This is a genomic window from Flavobacterium sp. U410 (assembly GCF_053570605.1).
This window is the reverse complement of the sequence record NZ_JBSEFI010000005.1, coordinates 110840-133817: the sequence shown is the minus strand read 5'-3', so window position 1 is coordinate 133817 and position 22978 is coordinate 110840. Positions and strand designations below refer to the sequence as shown.

The 22978-nt window shown below is 33.6% G+C and carries 21 protein-coding genes; 15 read left to right on the top strand and 6 right to left on the bottom strand.

The features are described 5' to 3' along the window. Window positions 1–3: 3 nt before the first annotated feature. Window positions 4–2796, bottom strand: a complete 2793-nt coding sequence (locus ACUSJC_RS05505) for a carboxypeptidase-like regulatory domain-containing protein (RefSeq protein ID WP_449268554.1) — start codon at window positions 2794–2796, stop codon at window positions 4–6. A gap of 139 nt (window positions 2797–2935) precedes the next feature. On the opposite strand from ACUSJC_RS05505, the gene ACUSJC_RS05500 reads away from it, so the two are divergent. The 3 genes from ACUSJC_RS05500 (at window position 2936) to amaB (ending at window position 6359) form a co-directional block, all read left to right on the top strand. After that, window positions 2936–4060, top strand: a complete 1125-nt coding sequence (locus tag ACUSJC_RS05500; protein WP_449268553.1) for an endonuclease/exonuclease/phosphatase family protein — start codon at window positions 2936–2938, stop codon at window positions 4058–4060. An 82-nt stretch (window positions 4061–4142) separates the two neighbouring features. After that, the gene (locus ACUSJC_RS05495) at window positions 4143–4676 is read left to right on the top strand and encodes a 3-hydroxyanthranilate 3,4-dioxygenase (RefSeq protein ID WP_449268552.1); all 534 of its coding nucleotides are present in this window, start codon (window positions 4143–4145) and stop codon (window positions 4674–4676) included. 114 nt (window positions 4677–4790) lie between these two features. Further along, window positions 4791–6359, top strand: a complete 1569-nt coding sequence (gene amaB / locus ACUSJC_RS05490) for an L-piperidine-6-carboxylate dehydrogenase (protein ID WP_449268551.1) — start codon at window positions 4791–4793, stop codon at window positions 6357–6359. Between the two features lie 81 nt (window positions 6360–6440). On the opposite strand, the gene ACUSJC_RS05485 is transcribed toward amaB, so the two are convergent. From ACUSJC_RS05485 to ACUSJC_RS05475, 3 genes are read right to left on the bottom strand one after another with little or no spacing between them, the layout of a single operon-like run. Continuing rightward, window positions 6441–7013, bottom strand: a complete 573-nt coding sequence (locus ACUSJC_RS05485) for a PhnA domain-containing protein (protein WP_449268550.1) — start codon at window positions 7011–7013, stop codon at window positions 6441–6443. A 7-nt stretch (window positions 7014–7020) separates the two neighbouring features. Then, window positions 7021–7500, bottom strand: coding sequence for a DUF6646 family protein (locus tag ACUSJC_RS05480; protein ID WP_449268549.1), 480 nt, complete (start codon window positions 7498–7500; stop codon window positions 7021–7023). 36 nt (window positions 7501–7536) lie between these two features. Beyond that, window positions 7537–8262 (bottom strand): metallophosphoesterase family protein, encoded by a 726-nt coding sequence (locus ACUSJC_RS05475; RefSeq protein WP_449268548.1) that lies wholly within the window; start codon window positions 8260–8262, stop codon window positions 7537–7539. Between the two features lie 155 nt (window positions 8263–8417). Between ACUSJC_RS05475 and ACUSJC_RS05470 the strand changes: the two genes are divergently transcribed. From ACUSJC_RS05470 to ACUSJC_RS05455, 4 genes are read left to right on the top strand one after another with little or no spacing between them, the layout of a single operon-like run. Further along, window positions 8418–8681: a hypothetical protein gene (locus ACUSJC_RS05470; RefSeq protein WP_449268547.1), complete on the top strand. Its 264-nt coding sequence runs from the start codon at window positions 8418–8420 to the stop codon at window positions 8679–8681. A 19-nt stretch (window positions 8682–8700) separates the two neighbouring features. Next, window positions 8701–8883, top strand: a complete 183-nt coding sequence (locus ACUSJC_RS05465) for a hypothetical protein (RefSeq protein WP_449268546.1) — start codon at window positions 8701–8703, stop codon at window positions 8881–8883. A gap of 37 nt (window positions 8884–8920) precedes the next feature. Then, entirely contained in the window at window positions 8921–10948 is a 2028-nt protein-coding gene (locus ACUSJC_RS05460) for an ATP-binding protein (RefSeq protein WP_449268545.1), read from the top strand. Continuing rightward, on the top strand, window positions 10941–11618 hold the full coding sequence (locus ACUSJC_RS05455; RefSeq protein ID WP_449268544.1) for a response regulator: 678 nt from the start codon (window positions 10941–10943) through the stop codon (window positions 11616–11618). Before ACUSJC_RS05460 ends, ACUSJC_RS05455 begins: the two co-directional genes overlap by 8 nt. Before the next feature lie 334 nt (window positions 11619–11952). On the opposite strand, the gene ACUSJC_RS05450 is transcribed toward ACUSJC_RS05455, so the two are convergent. Next, on the bottom strand, window positions 11953–13092 hold the full coding sequence (locus ACUSJC_RS05450; protein ID WP_449268543.1) for a DUF5929 domain-containing protein: 1140 nt from the start codon (window positions 13090–13092) through the stop codon (window positions 11953–11955). A 49-nt stretch (window positions 13093–13141) separates the two neighbouring features. Then, window positions 13142–14005, bottom strand: coding sequence for an aldo/keto reductase (locus tag ACUSJC_RS05445; RefSeq protein ID WP_449268542.1), 864 nt, complete (start codon window positions 14003–14005; stop codon window positions 13142–13144). A 180-nt stretch (window positions 14006–14185) separates the two neighbouring features. On the opposite strand from ACUSJC_RS05445, the gene ACUSJC_RS05440 reads away from it, so the two are divergent. The 8 genes from ACUSJC_RS05440 (at window position 14186) to ACUSJC_RS05405 (ending at window position 22967) form a co-directional block, all read left to right on the top strand. After that, window positions 14186–15190, top strand: coding sequence for an AAA family ATPase (locus ACUSJC_RS05440; RefSeq protein ID WP_449268541.1), 1005 nt, complete (start codon window positions 14186–14188; stop codon window positions 15188–15190). Between the two features lie 83 nt (window positions 15191–15273). After that, the gene (locus tag ACUSJC_RS05435; protein ID WP_449268540.1) at window positions 15274–16140 is read left to right on the top strand and encodes a DUF58 domain-containing protein; all 867 of its coding nucleotides are present in this window, start codon (window positions 15274–15276) and stop codon (window positions 16138–16140) included. Window positions 16141–16167: 27 nt separating this feature from the next. Beyond that, window positions 16168–17856, top strand: a complete 1689-nt coding sequence (locus ACUSJC_RS05430; RefSeq protein WP_449268539.1) for a hypothetical protein — start codon at window positions 16168–16170, stop codon at window positions 17854–17856. After that, window positions 17849–18856, top strand: a complete 1008-nt coding sequence (locus ACUSJC_RS05425) for a vWA domain-containing protein (RefSeq protein WP_449268538.1) — start codon at window positions 17849–17851, stop codon at window positions 18854–18856. The genes ACUSJC_RS05430 and ACUSJC_RS05425 overlap by 8 nt, the downstream gene beginning before the upstream one ends. 4 nt (window positions 18857–18860) lie before the next feature. Then, complete coding sequence (locus ACUSJC_RS05420) at window positions 18861–19892, top strand: vWA domain-containing protein (RefSeq protein WP_449268537.1); 1032 nt, start codon at window positions 18861–18863, stop codon at window positions 19890–19892. An 83-nt stretch (window positions 19893–19975) separates the two neighbouring features. After that, a complete protein-coding gene (locus ACUSJC_RS05415) occupies window positions 19976–20776 on the top strand; it encodes a tetratricopeptide repeat protein (protein WP_449268536.1) in 801 nt (266 codons plus the stop codon). A 1-nt stretch (window position 20777) separates the two neighbouring features. Continuing rightward, the gene (locus ACUSJC_RS05410; protein WP_449268535.1) at window positions 20778–22538 is read left to right on the top strand and encodes a BatD family protein; all 1761 of its coding nucleotides are present in this window, start codon (window positions 20778–20780) and stop codon (window positions 22536–22538) included. A 27-nt stretch (window positions 22539–22565) separates the two neighbouring features. Beyond that, on the top strand, window positions 22566–22967 hold the full coding sequence (locus ACUSJC_RS05405) for a GxxExxY protein (RefSeq protein WP_449268534.1): 402 nt from the start codon (window positions 22566–22568) through the stop codon (window positions 22965–22967). Window positions 22968–22978: the final 11 nt, after the last annotated feature.

The window sequence follows — 22978 nt, the reverse complement described above, 5'->3', positions numbered from 1 at the left end:
TTATTAGAAGTTAATGTAGAAATTAACAAAATAAGTTCTTCCATATCCATAAAAATATTTAGAACCAAAAGAAGGAGTTCCGTTTAACTGATCAGCTGCTTGATCAACGTAAGTTGCTTTTCTAGATTGTTCGAAACCACCTGTTTTATATTCAACATCAAATAAGTTGTTGATAGAAGCAAAGAAACCGACAGTATTTCTGTTTTTCTTACTGATTCTCCACGATTTACCACCAGTCATATTAACTAATGTAAAGTTGTTGAATTTTTCTTGGCTTAATAAATCTCTTACTGAGCTTTCAGTAGCACCTTCATAATTTACTCCTGATGAAGGGTCAATTGTGAAATTATCAGTTCTTAAAATCTTAGAAACACTAATATAGCTATCGGCCAAGTAATTCACGTTAGCACTAATCCACCAAAAATGAGGGTCACGATATTCTAAACCAATAGAGTATGCTTGTTGTGGCATACCTGGTTGACGATAATCTTTAAGATAAGCTGTTCCGAAATCTTTTAAAGGATTTTGTCCAAGTGCTGCTCTATTATCATCATTAGTTACTAAGTGAGCATTGTCAGAATAAATATATTGACCATAAGAAGCAGATCCTAATGCTTTGATAGTAGATGTGATTTGGTATTCAATACCTAATTCTCCTCCTAATGATTGTTTGTCTAAACCAGTAACAATTTCACTCACAAAAGAGTCACTGTCTCCACCAGAACCACTAATACTCTCAGCATAATAGAATGAAATTTCAGTACTGTTTTGAATCTTGTTGAAAAAACCAGTTAATCTTGCTTTGAATTTAGGTGCTTTTAAGATATAACTTGCATCAGCAGCTACAATATTTTCATCACTTAAGTTAGGTGTGATTGTATTGTTCAAACGTGCATTTGAGAAAACATTTCTCATAATAGGAGCCTTAGTCATGTATAAACCATTGAAATCTAAGGAATGTCTACCATTAATTTTATAAGTCAAACCGCCTTTAAAGCCAAAGTTCTCATAAGTTACTTTATCACTTTTTCCATATGAATTGTCAGCATAGATACCGTTTCTGTATAGACCTTCTCTTTGATATTCAGTTCTTGAGAATGATTGTGACAAGTAAAAATTGAATTTTTTATAGTTGAATTTAAACTGGGTAAATCCATCAATAACAGTAGCAAATAGGTTGTAATTGTAGCCATAAGTATCGCCTTCTACAACTTGTCTATTTGGATTGTTAAGATCTGATTGATTAGCTCCAGGTGCAAAAAATGATTCTGTGTCGGAGTCATAACCCACATAAAAAGGATCTACGTCCAAGAAGTATTGACCACCTAATAAGTCTAATAAATTTTGGTGGTTATGAGATTTTAAGTGCTTAAAATTCACTGCTGCATTTAAGCTAATATTATCAGATAAACTTGAATTTAAGATAGAATTAGCACTCCATTGTGTATCGTCTGTTCTATCTTCATATAATGCGTAAACACTTCTTCCTCCGGCATTTTGATTGGCAATATACATAGCGTTCCAGTCAATTTGAGGATTTTGGTAGAAGTTTGCAGTAGCTTCAGCAGCACCAACAGCGTCACCTGAATTGTAATAATAATTTGGCATGTTTCCATAGTAAGTAGGATCAGGATTGTTACCATTTTGGTAATCAATTCTACTATTTCCTATTGTACCTGTTTGGTAAGCCACATTTGTATTTAAAGATGTTTTTTCGCTGATTTCCCAATAATGTGACAACATATTAATAGGTTCTGCGATATCTTTATCTCTTGAGTTACGTTTTTGTCCGTTTTGCCATCCCCAGTAAGAGTTATATTTAGTTCCCATAAGGTCTATTACTTCCTGAGTATTAGGGGAAGATTTTCCTCTGCTGTTTTCAGCGTAAATAGAAGTAAAGTTTAAACTATGTTTGTCATTAAACTTTTTCTCTACTGAAGCAAATAAAGAGTTAGCGCTGTAATCAGTACCGTCAAAATAACCTTCTTTAGCCCATCTTCTTGAACCAGAAACTACAAATGCCCATCCGTTTTTATTGAAACCTGAAGCGTGTGTGGCCATAGTTCTCCAACTATAGTTAGTGTTGGTTCCTGACAAGGAAACTCTAGTTCCTGTTCTGTAATGAGAAGCACGTGTATTGATTTCTTGCGTACCTAAAATACCACCAAAAGTATAATCAGAAGCAGCCGAACCCATAGTGAATTCTTGATTACGAGTAGCATCATTTAAACCACCCCAGTTACTCCATTGCGGTCTTCCATCATATAATTTATTCATGGAAATACCGTTAATCATTGTGGCGCCATAAGCATTATCTAGACCTCTGATTCTAAAACGAGCTTGTCCCCAATTAAAAGCAGCGGCTTGTTGATAAGTGTCTCTTGAAGCTTGAAGTAATCCTGAAGTACTTTCAGAGCCTGTGTTTTCGTCTCCTAAGTCGTTTTCTGTAATCGTTACCAAACTTAATTGTTGTTCGGTAGTGATGTCCTCTTCTAATAAAACTTCCCCTAAATTTAGAGTTTCTCCTTTAGTAGGCTCTAAGATTAAGGTTTGTGATAAATATCCTGTGTAAGAAATCACCAACACAGGCTCATCGCTTGGTAAAGTTTCGAATTCAAAAGTCCCGTCAGCACCTGTAACAACAGAGTAATTGGTGCTTTGAATAGTTGCCGCAACATTTTGTAACGGTTTTAAACTTTTTGAATCTACCACTTTACCCCTTAAGGCAGGTTTTTGCTGCGCAAAAACAAAAATGGCTTGTAGTACTAACAGAGTACTGAATACAAGTTTCTTCATAAACAAATTTAAAATTAATAATAACTTAAAAGTTAAGCAATTAAAACTTAACAGCCTACAAATGTATAATTTTTAATAATATTATTTACCTTTGGCACCTAATTTGTACTAAACTTGACAGTAATATAACATTCGTTTTATGAAAATTAAACACATTTTGGTCTTGTTTCTTGCTTTTTTTACAATAGAAAAGGCATTTTCTCAAGATAAGCAATTTAAAATTCAAACGGTTGCTTTTTACAACTTTGAAAATTTATTTGACACTATTAAAGATCCTGTGAATTATGATGAAGAATATCTTCCGGTAAAAGGATGGACTTCTAAAAATTATAAAAAGAAACTGGATAATCTGGCTCGAGTGATTTCTGAATTAGGAACTAGTGATGTTCAGAAAAATCCTCCAGTTGTAATTGGTTGTAGCGAAGTAGAGAACAGAAGAGTTTTAGAAGATTTAGTAAATCAACCACGTATTAAAAATTTAGGATATAATATTATTCATTTTGATTCGCCTGACAAAAGGGGAATTGATGTTGCGCTATTATATCAACCTAAATATTTTAAACCAACAAGCTACACTAATATTCCTTTGATGATTTATACAGATATGTTAGATAATAAAAAAGGGAAAAAAGAGGAAGATGTAGAGGATGACGATAAATCAGAATCAGCAGATAATAATTTAAAAAGAGTTTATACGCGTGACCAATTATTAGTTACGGGTATTCTTGACGGCGAAGAAATAAGTTTTATTGTAAACCACTGGCCTTCACGTTCTGGAGGAGAGAAAAGAAGTAGCCCTTATAGAGAAGCAGCAGGTAAATTAAATAGAAAGATTATAGATTCTTTATACAAAATTAATCCCAATGCAAATATCATTACAATGGGAGATTTAAACGATGATCCTGTTAATAAGAGTGTAAAAAAGGAAATAGGAACAGTTGCCAATAAAGAAGACATTGAAGCTTATGGTATGTATAATCCAATGGAGAAAATGTACAAAAGCGGAGAAGGAACATTAGGATATAGAGATGCTTGGAATTTATTTGACCAAATCATGCTTTCCGAGCCATTAGTTCGTAAAGCGAAATACGAAAAGAAAGATTTCAGTACTTGGACCTATTGGAAAGTGGGACGATTTATAAAACCTTATTTAATTCAATCGGAGGGACAATGGAAAGGATATCCTAAGCGAAATTCTAATGGCGTTCCAGGGTATAGTGACCACTTTGCTGTTTATGTTTATTTAATTAAACAAGCAAAATAAAACAGATTTAAAATAAAGATATTAAAAAGGTTGGCGTCCAGTCAACCTTTTTCTTTTTTTGTAACTTTACAAATAAAAAAATATGGCAATAGCAAAACCTTTTAACCTTAAACAGTGGATTGAAGAAAATAAACATTTGCTTCAGCCTCCGGTAGCCAATAAGAATCTTTATGTCGATTCGGATGATTATATTGTAATGATTGTGGGTGGACCCAATGCCAGAAAGGATTACCATTACAATGAAACAGAGGAATTGTTTTATCAATTAGAAGGCGAAATTACCGTTTACATCCAGGAAGACGGTCAAAAGAAAGCGATGCAACTTTCGGCAGGCGATATGTATTTGCATCCTGCAAAAGTGCCACATTCTCCCGCTCGAACCGAAGGTTCTGTGGGGTTAGTTATCGAACGAAAAAGAGCCGGAAAAGGCTATACCGACGGATTATTGTGGTTTTGTGATAACTGCAATCATAAATTACACGAAGTGTATTTCGAGCTTCATAATATCGAAAAAGACTTCTTACCACATTTTAAACACTATTATCAATCGGAAGAATTGAGAACTTGTTCACATTGTGGTCATGTAATGGAAACTGATCCTAAATTTATTAAATAGTTGTTTATTAAAAGGTTATGGTTTTTAGAATTAAAACAACTACTTTTTAATCTTTCATAAAAAAACGTATATTTGTGAAAAATATAACAAAACAAACCTAAAAAAGTTATAAAAATGTCAACAATAACCGTATCATCAGTAGCAGAACAATTCGGGATGAAAGAAGCCTTAGAATTGTTAGGCATTAAAGAACTGAATCAAGGAACATCAACAGGAAATCAATGGTTTTCTAACGATGAAAAAATAGATAGTTATTCTCCGGTAGACGGACAATTAATTGCTTCGGTTACCACTACAACTCAAGAAGATTACGAAAAAGTAATGCAATCGGCAACGGAAGCTTTTAAAACATTCCGTTTAATGCCAGCTCCTAAGAGAGGTGAAATTGTACGCCAATTTGGTGAAAAATTAAGACAATATAAAGAACCGCTTGGTAAATTAGTTTCTTACGAAATGGGAAAATCATATCAAGAGGGTTTAGGTGAAGTTCAGGAAATGATCGATATCTGTGATTTTGCTGTAGGATTATCACGTCAGTTAAATGGTTCAACTTTACATTCTGAGCGTTTTGGTCATAGAATGTACGATCAATATCATCCATTGGGTGTAGTTGGAATCATTTCTGCATTTAATTTCCCGGTAGCGGTTTGGTCTTGGAACACTGCTTTAGCATGGATTTGTGGTGATGTTTGTGTTTGGAAACCTTCTGAAAAGACACCTTTATGCGGTGTCGCCTGTCAAAACATCATTGCTGAAGTTTTAAAAGAAAATAATTTACCGGAAGGAATTTCGTGTTTAATCAATGGAGATTATAAAGTAGGCGAAATGATGACCGAAGATAAAAGAGTTCCATTGGTTTCTGCAACAGGGTCAACTCGTATGGGTAAAATTGTGGCACAAACTGTTGCAGGTCGTCTTGGAAAATCACTTTTAGAATTAGGCGGAAACAATGCTATTATTGTAACTCCGGATGCCGATATTAAAATGACGGTAATCGGTGCTGTTTTTGGTGCTGTGGGAACTGCCGGTCAACGTTGTACATCAACACGCCGATTAATTATTCACGAAAGTATCTATGATAAAGTAAAAGATGCTATTGTTTCTGCATACGGACAATTGCGTATCGGGAATCCATTAGATCAAAACAATCATGTGGGACCGCTTATTGATAAACATGCGGTTGATATGTATACTGTAGCGTTAGAAAAAGTAGTAGCTGAAGGTGGTACTATTTTAGTAGAAGGCGGTGTTTTATCTGGCGAAGGCTACGAAAGTGGTTGCTATGTAAAACCTGCTATTGCCGAAGCTAAAAACGAATTCGAAATTGTACAACACGAAACCTTTGCTCCGGTTTTATACTTGTTGAAATACAGCGGTACAGTAGAAAATGCAATCGAAATTCAAAACGGTGTAGCACAGGGTCTATCATCAGCGATTATGACGAACAATTTGCGTGAAGCGGAAACGTTTTTATCACATGCCGGTTCTGATTGCGGTATTGCCAATGTAAATATCGGAACATCAGGAGCTGAGATTGGTGGAGCTTTTGGTGGTGAAAAAGAAACAGGTGGTGGACGTGAATCAGGTTCAGATGCTTGGAAAGTGTATATGCGTCGCCAAACCAATACGATTAATTACACTACAAATTTACCTTTGGCGCAAGGAATTAAATTTGATTTGTAATTTCTGGAAGAAAGAAAAGAGAGTAATAAATACAAGAAATCCCGCTTTTGGCGGGATTTCTTAGTTTTATAAGGAAGAGAATTACTTCGTTTTCTTCACGTATTGTGTTAAAATTACAATATGTTGACCTTCAACTCGACCTTCAATTTGTTCGGCATTATCCCAAACTAATTTTATATTATGAACCGGGGCACCTCTCTTTGCTGTGAAATTAGCTCCTTTTACGTCTAAATCTTTAATTAAAACAACAGAATCACCATCTTGTAAAATGTTCCCGTTGCTGTCTTTGTGAATGATTTTACCTTCTTCTTCCTCACCTTCGCCTGTAGCTTTTGCCCATTCTAAGGTTTCTTCGTCTAAGTACATCATATCTAACAAATCATGATTCTTTAAACGAGCTAACATACGCCACGAAAGCACTTGAACGGGTAAAAATTCACTCCACATACTTTCTGACAGACCACGCCAATCTTGTTCGTTTGTGGTTTCAGGATTATCAATTTGTTCTGCTAATATTTTGGTAATTAAAACAGAATGTTCCAAACTTTCATTGGTGTGAGGAGCTAAGGTATAAACAATTAAATCGTGTTCTAATCCACTAATTTCACACTTTGAACCACTTCTGTCTTTTAATTTTTTTTCAATAATACTCATTTTTACACTATAAATTAAAACTCATTCCAATAGAGAAGTTGAATTGATTGTTGTATTTCTCATATCCTACGACATCCGAATCATATTGAGCGATAGGAAATTGTATTTCACTGAATAAACCGAAGCCTTCGGTGAAAAAATAACGAGCACCCACGTGTCCGCCAAAGTTTTTCAATCCCAGATCTAAACCAGGATAAAAGTCAAAATGATCTTCAATACCAAAAACATCAGCTATGTTTGCATTAAAACGACCTTTTAAATCAAAACGATCTGCAAAGTCAGGATCTCCATCTACTCCTAATAAATATCCAGTCACGACACCTATAGAGAAATTTTTTCCCAAACCATGGTCAAAAGTAAGAGCAATTCCTGTTCCGTGATCCTGAAGATTAGCTCCAACCTGAAATTTTTGATCTCCTTTTCCTGTAAAAACTTGGGCATTAACTGCTCCGCAGAATAATAATGCTAAGAATACTATTTTTTTCATAATACTTAAAATTTAGAACAAAGATAGAAATTTGAATTAATTACGACCATTTTCATCAGGATACAATTCGGGTAAAGAATCGCTTTGCCAAAATTCTTTGGTTTCAACATCCATAATAGTTAGTTTTCCTTTAAATGCAGCCCCTGTATCAACATTCCAAATACAAGAAGCATTAACAGGAACTTCTTTGTGAATTCTGGTAACAGGTGTGTGGCCAATAAAAATTTCTTTATATAGTTTTAATCGTTGAGGATAAAAATCACTATCACTATTTAAATTAGGATTTAAGGCTAGGGCAGTTTCCCAAAGTGATCGATCCCAATATAACATAGGTTTGAAATATTCAGCTTCAATACCTCTTACATTGGTAAAACCGGCATGAACAAAAAGACGGTTTTCACTATCTAGGTAATAGTCCCTTAGATTTTCAATAAATCGAATGTGTTCTTCCTTTTGGCTAGTTGAAATATTTTGGTAAGCTTCAATGGTAGACCTACCTCCATGCATAAACCATTCTTCTTTATATTCTCCGGTTTTAAGATAATTTAATAACAAGTCATCGTGGTTTCCTCTCATAAAAATGCATGGGTAATTTAGTCTGAGCTCTATCAAAAAATCTAAAACCTGAGGTGATTCACTCCAACCGTCCACATAATCTCCGAGAAAGATTAAGGTTGAATCGCCTGATATTGGGGCTTTTGAGAGAATTTGTTGAAGAGCCCTAAGCCCTCCATGAATGTCTCCAATGACAAATTTTTTCATATTGAAATTTTAACAAAATATACAGAAAAACTGGATGGTCAGTTTTTATAAAGTCTTTACTTTTGGTTAATTATTCTGATAATCAATAAGTTACAATTAGATACTCTTTGTTATCTATTCAAATTTAAACATTAACCCTCAAAAAGAAAAAGATTATGAAAAATTTAAGTATTGCATTAGGATGTTTTGTGTTAGTTGCCTTTATGGCATCTTGTTCGGTAGACGATTTAGAATTAGAAACTCAAACTGTAGATCAAGATTTGTTGATTGATAATTTTAATGATAAAGAGATAGACGCTATTTCAGAATTCGCAAAAGAAGGAGATACTGGAGTAGAAGAAACTGATACTACTACTATAAATAGTTTAGTTACAATACCGGAAACGGATCCAGTTATCACAGGAACTAAAAAAGATTAATTTTTAATATTTTGTAAAAATGAAAAATACCACTATTTTATTCGGACTAGTTATTTTGTATGTTTTAATATCTACAGTTATAACTCAAAATGAAAAAGAAAATAATACAAAAGGTTCTTTTTTAAATAAAAATTATAATATAAACATTTCAGATCATTCGGGTGATTATTTGCCTATAATTAATCCTATTAAGAAAGATTAAGTTTTTTTATGTTAGATTTGCTATAAACCGTTTTTCTTTGAAGACTGTATTAACTATTATTTTAGGATTTTTGGTTATCATTTCATGTGATCGAAATGATGTAACTAGCCATTCTCAAAAGAAATTAGACTATTACTTTGAAAGTGTATACAACTTAGAATTGAGTAAGGAAGAAAAAATGCAATATTTAGATTCTGCAAGAAGTATTGTAGATCATATTCCGGAAACAGATAGTCTTAAGATGAAAAATGTTTTCAGAGTGGCCAATCGCTATTATGCATTAAATGAATTTGATGGTTATTTTAAGTATAGTAAGATTGCACAAAAAATAGCAGAATCAAATAAAGATTCTTTAAATATTGCAAAGGCAGATTACTATTTAGGAGATTATTATTTCGAAACATTTAAAAGCGACAGTGCATACTATTATTATACTAAAGCAAAGAAAGAATATGAAGCTGTAGATGATGAGTATAATTTGACAATAACAATATTGCACATGTCTCGTGTATTATTGTTCGAGAAAGATTATTTAGGTTGTGAAACTTTAGCAGTACAAGTTTTAAAAAAGGCAGAAAAACTTGAAGATCAAGATTTAATTTATCAAGCTTATACAATTTTAGGAAGAGCCTTGGCAGGACAAAAGAATTTTGATAAAGCTATAGAGTATTATGGAAAAGCCTTAGGACAAATAGAAAATATTGAAAATGAAATCAATGTAATTTTGTTTAAAGGAGAAATCTTGAATAATCTTGGACATATTTACCTGAAAAAGGATTTATTTGATAAAGCAAAAATGATTTATGAAGAGGCCTTGAAAGAAAAAAGATTAAAAAGCCTCCATTCGGGATTATACACTTCTCTTTTAGATTATTATGCTTACACTAATTTTAAGCTTAAAAATAAAAAGAAAGCGCTATTGGATTTTGAAGAGGCTTTAGCGATTAGAGATAGTATTGATGATGTCCCCGGGAAGATAAAAAGCAGAATTCATCTAGCCGAATATTATCTTTCAGAAAAAGACACATCAAAAGCATATCAATTAAATCAAGAAGCTTATACTTTAGCAAAAATCTCAAAATACAACGAAGAAGTTCTTACAACATTAAATTTTTCTACTAGAATAGATCCTGATAATGGGTTAAAATATGCTAAAGAATATATAAAGCTAAGTGATAGTTTACAAGATCAAGAGCGAAATATTCGCAATAAATTAGCTCGTATTGAATATGAAACAGATGAAATTTTAGAAGAGAAAGATAAAATTTCTTCTCAAAAAGAAGTTATACAATATGGTTCTCTTATTATTGTCTTCTTTGGATTGATGCTTTTTATTATTTTTTACCAAAGAAATAAACAAAAACAGTTATTATTAACTCAACAACAGCAACAAGCTAACGAAGAAATTTACCAATTAATGTTGGAACAGCAATCGAAGTTGGACTACGTTAGAACCAATGAAAAAAAGAGAATTGCTAGAGAGCTGCATGATGGTGTTATGAATAAGTTGGCAAGTACTCGTTTAAATCTATTTGTCCTTAATCGTAGAAAGGACGAGGATACTATAGAAAAATGTCTTCCTTATATTAACGGAATTCAGGAAATTGAAAAAGAAGTTCGCGGAATTTCACATGAATTAGTAAGTAAGTCTTTTTCTGGTAAAAATAATTTTGATGCTATTTTGGATGAACTTTGCAAGGAACAGGAAGCACTTTATGGAACAAATTGCATTAAGGATATTGATTCAGAAATTAAATGGGATGTAATTAATGCATCCATAAAAATGAATCTATATAGAATTATTCAAGAAGCATTAAACAATATTAATAAATATGCTAACGCACAAAACATCATTTTTAGAATCACATTGCTAGAAAATAAAATGATTTTAAGCATTGAAGATGACGGAAAAGGATTTAATGTGGATAAAGCAAAAAGGGGAATTGGCTTAAAAAATATAAAAGAAAGAGCCGAAAATATTGATGGACAATTCGAAATTTTTTCCGAAATTGGCTTTGGAACAAAATTAACCATAAAATTAAACCTTACTGCTGACCATGAGTGAAAAAATACTAAACATCTTAATGATAGACGATCACCCTTCCATGATTGAGGGCTACAAAAGTATTTTGTCTTTTAATAATCTGGGATATGAAATAAATGTAACAAAAGCTTACGACTGCAAAATGGCGTATGATATTATTAATAAAACAAATAATTTATATGCTTTTGACATGGCTTTTATTGATTTAAGTCTTCCTCCTTATGAAGAGCAGAAATTGTTTTCAGGACAAGATTTGGCTTTAATGATCAAAAAGAAATTCCCGGTAATTAAAATACTGATTTTAACTTCCCATGCAGAAGCTTTCACCCTTTTTGACATTAAAAGACATATAGAACCAAGAGGCTTATTGGTAAAAAGTGATTTTTCTGCAGAAGAATTATTAAAAGCTTTTGAAAGTATAGTTCAAGATGAAACATATTACACCAAAACAGTAGAAGAAAGTATTAACGAATTAATGGATGAGAGAAACACTATTTTTTTAGACGAATACAATCGTGAAATCATTCAGCTTTTGGCGCAAGGTGTTTTAACGAAGAATATGCCTAACTATATAAATCTGGGAATAAGTGCCATCGATAAAAGAAAGAAACAGATCAAAGAATATTTTCTGATAAAAGGAGGTACAGATGAAGATATCGTTCGTGAAGCCAAAAAACAAGGATTTGTATAAAAAAACTTTAACAAAATATACAGAAAAACTGTATCCAACTAGAGGGTGTTTTCTTGTAATTTTAACTTTGGAAAATTAAGTACAGAATTGTACATAAAATACCCTTTGTAATGAAATTTTTCTCACATATAATAAAAGTCTTGGTGGCACTCGCATTTCTTTGGGTTTATACCATATTGGATTTGGCTTTTTATTTATTTGATCTTACTCCAGATACAAAATATCTTATATTTGAAGATGTTGCTTTACAATTTAAAGTGATCTACTTTTTTGGTATTATATTGAATTTAGGATTTTTAACTATGATTGTGATGCGAAAAAAGTCGCAATATTTTTAATTGTATTTCATTTTTCGTAAAACACGCATAGCTTCTTTAAATGATTGATAAACTTTTGGATCTTTCCAAGATTTCAGAAGTGGTTTAGCATCAATTAATTTGTGTTTTGCGTCTTCAAAATTATTCAAGTAACACAACATCAGTGTAGAAGAGACATGTTCTAAATCTTGTATTTCCCGTTCGTTTAAATTATTTCCGTTTTCCAACTTTTTAAGTAAAGCCAAATTGGAATTGAAAATATGATACAATAATTTTCTATTGTATTGCGGCGGTTCAAATAACATTTCTGAATCCATTTTGTAATACCCATTGTCGAAAAAAGTAATGGTTACCTTTTCAAGCGGATAGTAACTAGTCTTGTCGTTGATTCCCAATGCAATATATTCAGTAATAATAAAAGTCTTATCATCAAATTCTAAAGTAACTTCATCTTGAGCCGAATAAAATAATTTGATTTGTTCGTTGATCAATTCAATATCCACTCTGGAAAGCAATTCTTTGTTGCGGACTTTCTTCTGAACTCCGGCCCAACAAACTACAAAGAGTTCTTTAAAAACTTGGTAACCCGACTCTAGATCGTTGTGGCGATTGTATAAAAAATCAATTACACCATCTAATGTATGCTGAATACTGTTTCGCGAATTGTTTTCAATACTAATAACCGTTTCGGTATTGCTCTTGGAATATGGAATTTTGTCTTCTGTAGGAATAGAATTGCTGCCTCGTCTCACAAAACTTGCATTGGCAACAATAGTATAAATTCCTTTTTTGAAAGACGAAATCTTACTTTTGGGTTTTATGGTAACCAATCCCACCACTTTGTCTTTATTCAAATCGGGAAAATGAATGTTTTCATATTGAATCTTTGGTGGATTGTTCAAATAAGCATTTACTAAATTCTGAATCTTACTATCGTCAAAAAAATCATCACCAATAATCTCGTTGCTTTCGTCTTCCACACCCACAATAATATAGGAATTATTCGCCGGATTAGAATTGGAAAGTGCGCAAATATGTTTTAAAAATTTAGCTTTTCCTTCTTTGGTATGCAAATTCAACTGACGCTTTTTATCATAAAACGAATTCTCATCATGATGAGCTAGTAAGTTTTTGATAAGTAAGCGTTTATTAATCATTTTTTAATTCTGTTTTACTGAAAACTGTAACTGTATACTGTCAACTAAATCACGGTACTTCATGTCCCATGCTAGTGGTCCAAATGGCAAACCAATCTTCTGTTTTTAATGAAAAACCGTCGAGTTTTTTTAAATTTTTTATCCGATCCAAATCAGATGTTCCAATCACCGGAAGTATTGCAGCCGGATGTTGTAAAATCCATGCTAAAAGAATTATTTCTGCTGAAACTTCATATTTCAAAATCAAATCGGCCAATAGCATTTTCAATCGTTGCGTTTGTTCTGTATCTTCCCTAAAAACTGAACCTAACGGATTCCAGGCCATCGGTTTGATGTCATGAAGCTGCATAAAATCAAGCTCGCCATTGGTCATCGGTTGGTAATGCGTAGCCGAAAATTGAATTTGATTGCAATCTATCGTTAGATAACGTTGTAAAAGTTCGGTTTGGTGCGGTAAGAAATTGGATATACCAAAATGTAAAATCTTGCCTTCTTCTTTCAGCAAAGTAATGGTTTCAGTAACTTCTTCAGCATTCAAAAGAGGACTTGGTCTGTGTAAAAGAAGAATGTCTAAATAATCGGTTCTTAAATTCTTAAGCGATTGGTTAACAGAATTGATGATATGATTTTTAGAATAATCATAATGCTTAATTTTATGCGGTTTTGCATCGCAAACATATTGAATGCCACATTTTGAAATCAGTTGGATAGTTTTCCTTGAAATGCCGGATTCAGCAAGTGCTTTTCCAAAACTTTCTTCCGTAGTATAACCGCCATAAATATCCGCATGATCAAAAGTTATAATTCCTTCAGAAACAAAAGCATTTATTCGTTGAACCATTTCACTTGTGTTGAGGTTTTTACCCCAAACTCCCCAAGTCATAACACCAGCTATTAAAGGCGATTTTATCATTTTGGATAGAAAGAATTTAAAATTTTCTTAAAAGTATAAAAAGAAATTCATAAAATGTAGCTTTGTAGCCTTATGAGCATTTTTTTTTAACGCTATATTAACACCGTAGTCCTAAATAAATATTGAATTTTGAAATGTTAAAAAAAATTTGAATTTTTGACACGCTAAAAAATTAAAGAGATGGAAGATAATACTGCTACTTTAGACATCAGAGCAATTAATGAAAAAATCGAAAGAGAAAGTGCGTTTGTAGATTTGCTGACCTTAGAGATGAATAAGGTAATTGTAGGACAAAAGCAAATGATTGAACGATTGCTTATTGGATTATTGGGACAAGGACATATTTTGTTAGAAGGTGTTCCGGGTTTGGCAAAAACATTAGCCATTAATACATTGTCACAAGCGGTTCACGGAAGTTTTAGTAGAATTCAGTTTACGCCCGATTTGTTACCTGCAGATGTGGTAGGAACCATGATCTACAATATCAAAGAAAACGACTTTACCATTAAGAAAGGACCCATTTTTGCCAATTTCGTTTTAGCGGATGAGATTAACCGTGCTCCGGCAAAAGTACAATCAGCTTTGTTAGAAGCCATGCAGGAAAAACAAGTAACCATTGGCGATGAAACGTTTAAATTAGACAGACCTTTCTTGGTAATGGCAACTCAAAACCCGGTAGAACAAGAAGGAACGTATCCGTTACCGGAAGCGCAAGTAGACCGTTTTATGTTGAAAGTGGTGATTGATTATCCAAAATTGGAAGATGAGCGTTTGGTTATTCGTCAAAATTTAGCAGGAAGTTTCGAAAAAGTAAACCAAGTGATTTCATTAGACCAAATTTTACGTGCGCAACAAGCGGTTCGTGAAGTATATATGGACGAAAAAATCGAAAAATATATTCTAGATATCATATTTGCTACTCGTTATCCGGAAAAATTCAAATTAGAAGAACTAAAACCTTTGATCAGTTTCGGAGCTTCGCCTCGTGGTAGTATCAACTTGGCAACGGCTGCTAAATGTTATGCTTTCATTAAACGAAGAGGTTATGTAATTCCGGAAGATGTTAGAGCTGTTGTTCACGATGTATTGCGTCACAGAATTGGAATAACCTACGAAGCTGAAGCAGAAAACATCACTTCTGTAGACATTATCAATAAAATTGTTAACGAAATAGAAGTGCCATAGCATAGTGAATAGTAAATAGTGAATAGTAAATAGCAGTTGCTTTTCGACTAATCACTAATCACTAATCACTAATCACTGAAATTATGGATACCAAAGAAATTCTCAAAAAAGTTCGTAAAATAGAAATTAAAACCCGAAGACTGAGCGATCACGTTTTTTCGGGAGAATATCATACATCTTTTAAAGGACGAGGAATGACGTTTTCTGAAGTGCGCCAATACCAATTTGGAGATGATGTAAGAGCAATCGATTGGAATGTTACCGCTCGTTATAACGAACCTTACGTGAAAGTCTTCGAAGAAGAACGCGAGTTAACCATGATGTTGATGGTGGACTGTAGTGGTTCGGAAAGTTTTGGAACTAAAAACCAATTGAAAAGCGAAATCATTACAGAAATTGCGGCTACTTTGGCTTTTTCGTCCACTCAAAACAACGATAAAGTAGGATTGATTTTATTTTCAGACGAAATAGAATTATTTATTCCGCCAAAAAAAGGAAAGTCTCATGTTTTACGTATCATTCGCGAATTAATAGAGTTTAAACCTAAAAGCAAAAAGACAGATTTAGCACAAGCATTGCGATTTTTGTCCAGTGTTTTAAAGAAAAAAGCAATTGTATTTCTAATCTCCGATTTCATGGTGAAAGACTATGAACATACCTTGAAAATAGCATCTAAAAAGCATGATTTAACAGGAATCAGAGTTTTTGACCGAAGAGAAGAAGCATTGCCAAATATCGGAATGGTGAACATGTTAGATGCAGAAACCGGAGAAACACTTTGGGTTGATACCAATTCTAAGACTGTACGTCAAAATTATGAGAAACACTACCGAGATAACGTTCATTATTTTACCAACACGTTTTCGCGTTGCGGAGCAGGAAGTGTTAGTTCAAGAGTAGATGAGAGTTATGTAACCAAACTTTTGGGATATTTTAAATCGAGAAATTAGATTTTAGAGAAAAGAAGAAAGACTAAAATGAAAACCAATACAAAGCTTACTAGTAAAGACTTATTATATAAGATTTTGTCACATCAAGTAGTGATGAGATTTCTCATGCTTTTTTTCTTTTTACTAAGTGTAGCGTCTTTTTCGCAATCGGTAACTTCTGCTATAGATTCTACCCAAATTAAAATTGGTTCCCAATTCAATTTGACCATAAAAGCAACGGGTTTAAAAAGCTCGGATAAAGTAGTTTTTCCGGAAGGACAGTTTTTCGGACCGTTAGAAATTTTAGAATCGTACCCAATTGATACCATTCGGAAAGAAGATAAATTAGAATTAATTAAAAAGTACGGTTTAACACAGTTTGATTCAGGTCGTTATGTTGTGCCTCAACTTCAGGTTGTTATCAATAATAAGATCACAAAAACCGATTCTTTTGCGGTTGTAGTTAACAATGTTGTGGTTGATACGTTGAAACAACAAATGTTTGATATTAAGCCTATTGTAACTGTTGAAGAACCTTCAGATTACGAATGGTTGTATTGGATTTTAGCCTTGTTGGCTATTGGTGCTTTAGGTTATGGCTTATATTATTTTATCAAAAAACATCAGGAAAAACAAAATAAAGTTGAAGAAGAATTGTTTGCTTCACCAATAGAAAAAGCACTTAGTAAACTTCAAAATTTAGAAAAGAAAGAACTGTGGCAACACGGCGAAACCAAAGAATATTATTCTGAACTAACCGATATTACCAGAACCTATATTGAAGAAGCAGTTGATGTTCCGGCAATGGAAAGTACGTCAAGCGAATTGTATGATGCATTAGTAGTAGCGGTTCGTCAAAAAAATATCAAACTAGATCGCGAAACATTAGATCGTTTTAAAAGAGTGATGGGAACCTCGGATTTGGTAAAATTTGCGAAATCAAAACCATTAGATTTTGAAATTGAGAACGATAAAAAGATAATAGATACTTTTTTGATGTCTTTAGACAAGGCTATTCCAAGATCAGAGGAAGAATCAGAAAATCAATTTGCCGAAGAATTAAAACGCAAAAAAGAGAAAAAACAGAAATTTCAACGTTTAGCAATTCCGTTAGGAGTAGTTGGTTTTTTAGTAGCATTCTTAGTTACTTTCTTAGTAGTTTCCAAAGGGATGGATTATGCACGTGATAAATGGTTAGGGCATAATGCCAAATCTTTATTGGAAGGCGAATGGGTAACTTCAGATTATGGCGATCCGGCTATTACAGTTTCTACACCTAAAGTGTTGAAAAGAATTACTGATGAAAAACTACAAAATAACCTTCCGGCTCATGTCAAGAGTATGGCTAATTTTACCTACGGAAGTCTAACGGATAATTTCTCTATTGTTTTAAAAACAGTTGCTTTTAAAGATACAACTCAGATTGATTTAGATCAAGCTGTAGAATTAGAATTGAAACAATCTCAAGCTTTAGGAGCAAAAAATATAGTAGTTGAAACTGATGATTATGAGGATCCAAAAGGTCTGACAGGTAAAAGAGCGCAAGGTACTTTTACTGCTTTCAACCCTATTTCAAAGGAAGATGAAAAAATGAAATATGTTATATTGGCATTTGCTCAAAAAGGAGCCACTCAAATTTTGTGGCTAGTTTCCAGAGAAGATGATGAATACGCAACGCAAGTAATGGATAAAGTGCTAGAATCAGTAGAACTTAATAAAGCCGTGCCAAATGAATAATGTAACCTTTTTACATCCCGAGTTTTTTTGGCTGTTTTTGGTTTTTCCATTAACAATAGCATGGTATTTCTTTAAACGAAAAGAACAAAGTGCAACGCTAAAAGTGAGTTCTATTCAACCGTTTCAAAATGGTAACACGGTTTTGGCAAAACTTCGTCCGCTTTTATTTGTGTTGAGGCTATTGGCATTGAGTGCTATTATTGTAGCTTTGGCGCGTCCAAGAAGTGTAGATGTTTCAGCAAAATCAAGAGTGACCAAAGGAATTGATATTGTAATGGCAATTGACGTTTCCGGAAGTATGTTGGCCAAAGATTTAAAACCTAATCGTTTAGAAGCTTTAAAACGAGTGGCGTCAAAATTTATTGAAGATCGCATTAACGATAGAATTGGTTTAGTGGTTTACGCAGGCGAAAGTTATACGAGAACGCCGGTGACTTCCGATAAAACCATGGTTTTACATTCGTTAAGTACTATTGAATATGATGATACTGTTTTAGCTGATGGAACAGGAATTGGTGTAGGTTTGGCTACAGCTATTAATCGGTTAAAAGATAGCAAAGCCAAAAGCAGAATTGTGATCTTGTTGACCGATGGTGTCAATAACTCCGGAACTATTGATCCGAGAATGGCTGCTGATATTGCTAAAGAATATGGAATAAAAGTCTATACGATTGGTATCGGAACCAATGGAACAGCACCATTTCCTTATGCAAAAGATCCAAGAAACGGACAGTTTTTGTTTCGCAATATGCCGGTTGAAATCGACGAAAACTTAATGAAAGAAATCGCAAAAACAACCGAAGGAAAATATTTTAGAGCAACGAGCAATAAAAAATTAGAAGAGATTTATAAGGAGATCAACAAGTTAGAAACTACCGAAATTGAAGAAAAAAAATACTTCAATTACGACGAAAAGTTCAAACCGTTTGTCTTTTTTGCTCTTGTTTTGTTAGGATTAGAAATGTTATTAAAAAACACCGTTTTCAGAGGTTTTTTATAAAGTTATGCAATTAGAAGAACCAAAATATTTATATTTTTTACTATTAGTAGCACTAGTAGCCGTTTTGTTTTTTATTCAGTTATTCTGGAAAAGAAAAAAACGTCGAGAATTTGCCGATGATGATTTGTTCAAACAATTAGCGCCTGATGCTTCTGTGTTTAAACCTATTTTAAAATTTGTAACCCTAGCATTGGCTCTTATCGCTTTAGTAATTGCTTTGGTTAACCCGAAAATAGGAACCAAAATGGAAACTGTAAAGCGTCAGGGAATCGATATCGTTTTTGCATTGGACGTTTCCAAAAGTATGTTGGCAGAAGATGTAGCTCCTAATCGTTTAGAGAAATCGAAGCAATTGATCAGTCAAATCATCAATAGTTTAGGAAATGATAGAATAGGGATTATTGGTTATGCCGGAAGCGCTTATCCGGTTTTGCCTATGACAACCGATTATAGTATTGCTAAAATGTACTTGCAAAATATGAATACCGATATGGTTTCTTCGCAAGGAACTGCTTTGAACGATGCTATTAATATGGCGACCAATTATTTTGATGCAGTCGATACAAGCAAACTGATTATTTTGGTTTCTGACGGTGAAGATCACGGCGAAGGCGCAGAACAAGCGAGTGAAATTGCCAAGGAAAAAGGAATTAAGATTATTACCATTGGTGTAGGAACTGAAAAAGGAGGTCCTATTCCGATCAAAGATAGAAACGGTCGTATTACTGAATATAAAAAGGATAACACTGGTGAAACGGTAATTACCCAATTGCATCCTGAAACACTTCAGGCAATAGCCGAAGATGCTAACGGAGGATATATTCCGGGGACTGCAACCAAAGAAGTGGTAGAGCAAATCAAAAATGCGTTAGATAATATTGAAAAAACAGAGTTTGAAACACAACAAATTGCCGAATATCAAACGCAATATCAGTGGTTTGTTGGCATAGCATTTGTGCTATTGTTACTAGATATTTTCTTTTTGGAACGAAAAACAAGTTGGTTACAAAAACTGAATTTATTTAACGAAAGATAATTTTGTGTCATTCCGAATGTCACACTAAGCAGAGTCGAAGTGTTGTTTCGGAATCTAAAAAAATAAAGGTTTAGAATAAACGAATGAACAAAATAATAACATATTTAGTTGTATTGCTATCATCAATGATTTTTGCACAAAACAAAGATCAAAAACTCTATGATGGTACTGTAGCCTTTGACCAAAAACAATATGTGGATGCTGAGGCTGATTTCAGAGTTTCACAATCGAACAATGCAAACGAAAAAGCAGTAGCCAATTACAACTTAGGGAATAGTATTTACCGTCAAAATAATCCAGGCGAAGCCAAATACAAATTTTACAAGGCTGTTGAAGCGGCTAAAAGCAAAGAGCAAAAGCACAAAGCATTCCACAATTTAGGAAATGCTTTTATGAAAGAAGAAAACTATCAAGGAGCTGTTGAAGCTTATAAAAATGCATTGCGTAACAATCCGTATGACGAAGAAACCCGTTATAACTATGCTTTGGCAAAACAAAAATTAAAAGAAAATCCGCCACAAGGAAATAACGACAAAGACAAAAAAGGTGGTGATGATAACAAAGATCAGCAAAACCAACAAAATCAAAAAGACAAAGATAAAGGAGACAACAAAGACAGCAAAGACAAGGGTGATAACAAGGATAAAAACGATAAGGACAAAGGAGACCAAAAAGATAAGAGCGATAAAGGCGACGATAAAAAAGATAAAGGTGACGGAAAGGATAAAGAAGACCAACAAAATCAACCGAAGCCTTCTGGAGCCAATAAACAACAAATAGAAAATTTATTAGAAGCGGTTAATAATGCCGAAAAGAAAATTCAAGATAAACTAAACGAACAGAAAGTAAAGGCACAGCCTGCTACAAATGGAAAAGATTGGTAAAATGAAAAAACTATTTGTTTACATATTAGTATTATTTCAAATTGCAGTATTTGCTCAAGAGGTGAAATTTGAAACCAAATTGAGTAAATCATCTTTAGGGCTAAACGAAAAACTTCAGGTTACGTTCTCTATCAATCAAGATGGAGACAATTTTGTGCCACCTTCATTTGATGGTTTTCAAGTGGTGGGCGGACCGTTTCAGTCTACTAATTTCTCTTGGATCAACGGGGTAAAGTCATTCAATAGAAGTTATTCTTATGTTTTGCAACCCAAACAAAAAGGAACACTAACCATTAAGTCGGCAGCCATTGAATACGATGGTGAGATTTACAAAACACAGCCAATCAAAGTAACGGTAACCAATGCTGTTGAAATTCCTAAAGATCCCAATAGTCCCGATTATAAAGCTGGAGAAGGAATTCATCTGGTCGCTGAGGTTTCTAAAGGAAATCCATATTTGAACGAACCGATAACTGTCGTATATAAGTTGTATTTCGACCCGCGTTTTTCAGTTCGCAATGTTCGTGAAGTCGAAAATCCGAAGTACAATGGTTTTTGGAGCCAACATATCGATATTGATAAACTACAAGCGGTTCCCGGAACGTACAACGGACAAGATTATGCGATGGTAGTTTGGCGAAAAGTTTTGTTGTATCCGCAAGAAACGGGTGTAAAACAATTAGAACCGTTAAAAATCGAATTAGATGTCGATATCCCGGTTCGCAAACGAATGGGGGGGTTCTTCGAAATGATGGATTATGAAACGACTTCTAAAACCGTTTCGGCCGGTGCCAAAAGTATTACGGTAAAAGCTTTACCGGAAGCCGGAAAACCAGCTGATTTTACCGGAGCAGTAGGAAGTTTTGATTTTCAGGTGAAACCTTCTAAAAACGAATTAAAAAGCGGTGAATCACTGGATTTGGAAATTAGTGTAACAGGAAACGGTAACTTAAAGTTATTCAACTTGCCTAAACCAGAATTCCCAAGTGCATTTGAAGCTTTTGATCCGCAACATCAAGAAAATGTCAATACGCCATTGAGTGGTATGTCGGGCAAAATTTCAGATACGTATACCATTGTGCCGCAATTTAAAGGGAAATATACTATTAAGCCTATTTCATTTTCGTACTTTGATTTGGCAACCCAAAAATATAAAACCATTACGTCAAAAGAAATTGAAATTAATGTAACGCAAGGTGCCGAAAATCCTTCGGGAGGAAATAATGCAGTGGCTTCTAAACAAACAGTAGCTAAAAATGACACGTTCCAATTCATTAAGTTGAACACTACTTTTGAACCTTTGGTGAAAGAAGATTTCTTTGGGACATCTCGCTATTATTTGTATTTGTTACTTCCTTTTGCCTTTATTCCGGTTATTGTTTTGGCAAGAAAGAAAAAACAGGCAATAGATGCCGATGAATTTGGAAACCGAATTAGAAGAAATAATAAATTGGCTAAAAAATATCTTTCGGAAGCTAAAAAACAAATGGGCAACAAAGTTCCGTTTTATATGGCTATGGAAAAAGCATTGCATAATTTCTTGAAGGCTAAATTACATTTAGAAACTTCCGAAATGAGTAAAGAAAATATTCAGGAATTGTTGTTAGATAGAAAAGCAAATCAAGAAACCGTATCTAATTTCATCCAATTGATGAACGACTGTGAGTTTGCACGTTATACGCCTTCATCAGATGTGGCGATGCAAAAGGATTATGATAAAGCGGTAAGTTTAATCTCTGAATTGGAAAAACAAATAAATTAGACCACTAGCAATAGATTGCCACCAAGTATGAACAAAGAGCACGAAGAAAATAGTGAACAAGAGATTTCAAAAATTGTTTTTGATTGTGCTTTAAAAGTTCACAAGACACTTGGTCCTGGTTTGTTAGAAAGTGCTTATGAAGAATGTTTGTTTTATGAATTGAAGAAAACCAATCTTTTAGTTGAAAAACAAAAATCGCTTCCTTTAATTTATGAAGACGTGAAGTTAGATGTTGGCTGTCGGGTGGATTTGATGATTGAGAATAAATTCATAGTTGAGATAAAGTCTGTTGAAGCTATAAGTGATGTGCATTTAGCACAATTGCTAATGTATTTAAAACTTACAGATTGTAAACTCGGTTTGTTAATTAATTTTAATGTTAAACTTTTAAAAGAAGGAGTAAAGAGAGTTATTAATGGATATTTATAGTGTTCGTAGTG

What these genes read in the sequence shown, in the direction of transcription:
- ACUSJC_RS05505 (WP_449268554.1), bottom strand. Translation starts at nt 2,796, where the DNA reads ATGAAGAAACTTGTATTCAGTACTCTGTTAGTACTACAAGCCATTTTT.
- ACUSJC_RS05500 (WP_449268553.1), top strand. Translation starts at nt 2,936, where the DNA reads ATGAAAATTAAACACATTTTGGTCTTGTTTCTTGCTTTTTTTACAATA.
- ACUSJC_RS05495 (WP_449268552.1), top strand. Translation starts at nt 4,143, where the DNA reads ATGGCAATAGCAAAACCTTTTAACCTTAAACAGTGGATTGAAGAAAAT.
- amaB (WP_449268551.1), top strand. Translation starts at nt 4,791, where the DNA reads ATGTCAACAATAACCGTATCATCAGTAGCAGAACAATTCGGGATGAAA.
- ACUSJC_RS05485 (WP_449268550.1), bottom strand. Translation starts at nt 7,013, where the DNA reads ATGAGTATTATTGAAAAAAAATTAAAAGACAGAAGTGGTTCAAAGTGT.
- ACUSJC_RS05480 (WP_449268549.1), bottom strand. Translation starts at nt 7,500, where the DNA reads ATGAAAAAAATAGTATTCTTAGCATTATTATTCTGCGGAGCAGTTAAT.
- ACUSJC_RS05475 (WP_449268548.1), bottom strand. Translation starts at nt 8,262, where the DNA reads ATGAAAAAATTTGTCATTGGAGACATTCATGGAGGGCTTAGGGCTCTT.
- ACUSJC_RS05470 (WP_449268547.1), top strand. Translation starts at nt 8,418, where the DNA reads ATGAAAAATTTAAGTATTGCATTAGGATGTTTTGTGTTAGTTGCCTTT.
- ACUSJC_RS05465 (WP_449268546.1), top strand. Translation starts at nt 8,701, where the DNA reads ATGAAAAATACCACTATTTTATTCGGACTAGTTATTTTGTATGTTTTA.
- ACUSJC_RS05455 (WP_449268544.1), top strand. Translation starts at nt 10,941, where the DNA reads ATGAGTGAAAAAATACTAAACATCTTAATGATAGACGATCACCCTTCC.
- ACUSJC_RS05450 (WP_449268543.1), bottom strand. Translation starts at nt 13,092, where the DNA reads ATGATTAATAAACGCTTACTTATCAAAAACTTACTAGCTCATCATGAT.
- ACUSJC_RS05445 (WP_449268542.1), bottom strand. Translation starts at nt 14,005, where the DNA reads ATGATAAAATCGCCTTTAATAGCTGGTGTTATGACTTGGGGAGTTTGG.
- ACUSJC_RS05440 (WP_449268541.1), top strand. Translation starts at nt 14,186, where the DNA reads ATGGAAGATAATACTGCTACTTTAGACATCAGAGCAATTAATGAAAAA.
- ACUSJC_RS05435 (WP_449268540.1), top strand. Translation starts at nt 15,274, where the DNA reads ATGGATACCAAAGAAATTCTCAAAAAAGTTCGTAAAATAGAAATTAAA.
- ACUSJC_RS05430 (WP_449268539.1), top strand. Translation starts at nt 16,168, where the DNA reads ATGAAAACCAATACAAAGCTTACTAGTAAAGACTTATTATATAAGATT.
- ACUSJC_RS05425 (WP_449268538.1), top strand. Translation starts at nt 17,849, where the DNA reads ATGAATAATGTAACCTTTTTACATCCCGAGTTTTTTTGGCTGTTTTTG.
- ACUSJC_RS05420 (WP_449268537.1), top strand. Translation starts at nt 18,861, where the DNA reads ATGCAATTAGAAGAACCAAAATATTTATATTTTTTACTATTAGTAGCA.
- ACUSJC_RS05415 (WP_449268536.1), top strand. Translation starts at nt 19,976, where the DNA reads ATGAACAAAATAATAACATATTTAGTTGTATTGCTATCATCAATGATT.
- ACUSJC_RS05410 (WP_449268535.1), top strand. Translation starts at nt 20,778, where the DNA reads ATGAAAAAACTATTTGTTTACATATTAGTATTATTTCAAATTGCAGTA.
- ACUSJC_RS05405 (WP_449268534.1), top strand. Translation starts at nt 22,566, where the DNA reads ATGAACAAAGAGCACGAAGAAAATAGTGAACAAGAGATTTCAAAAATT.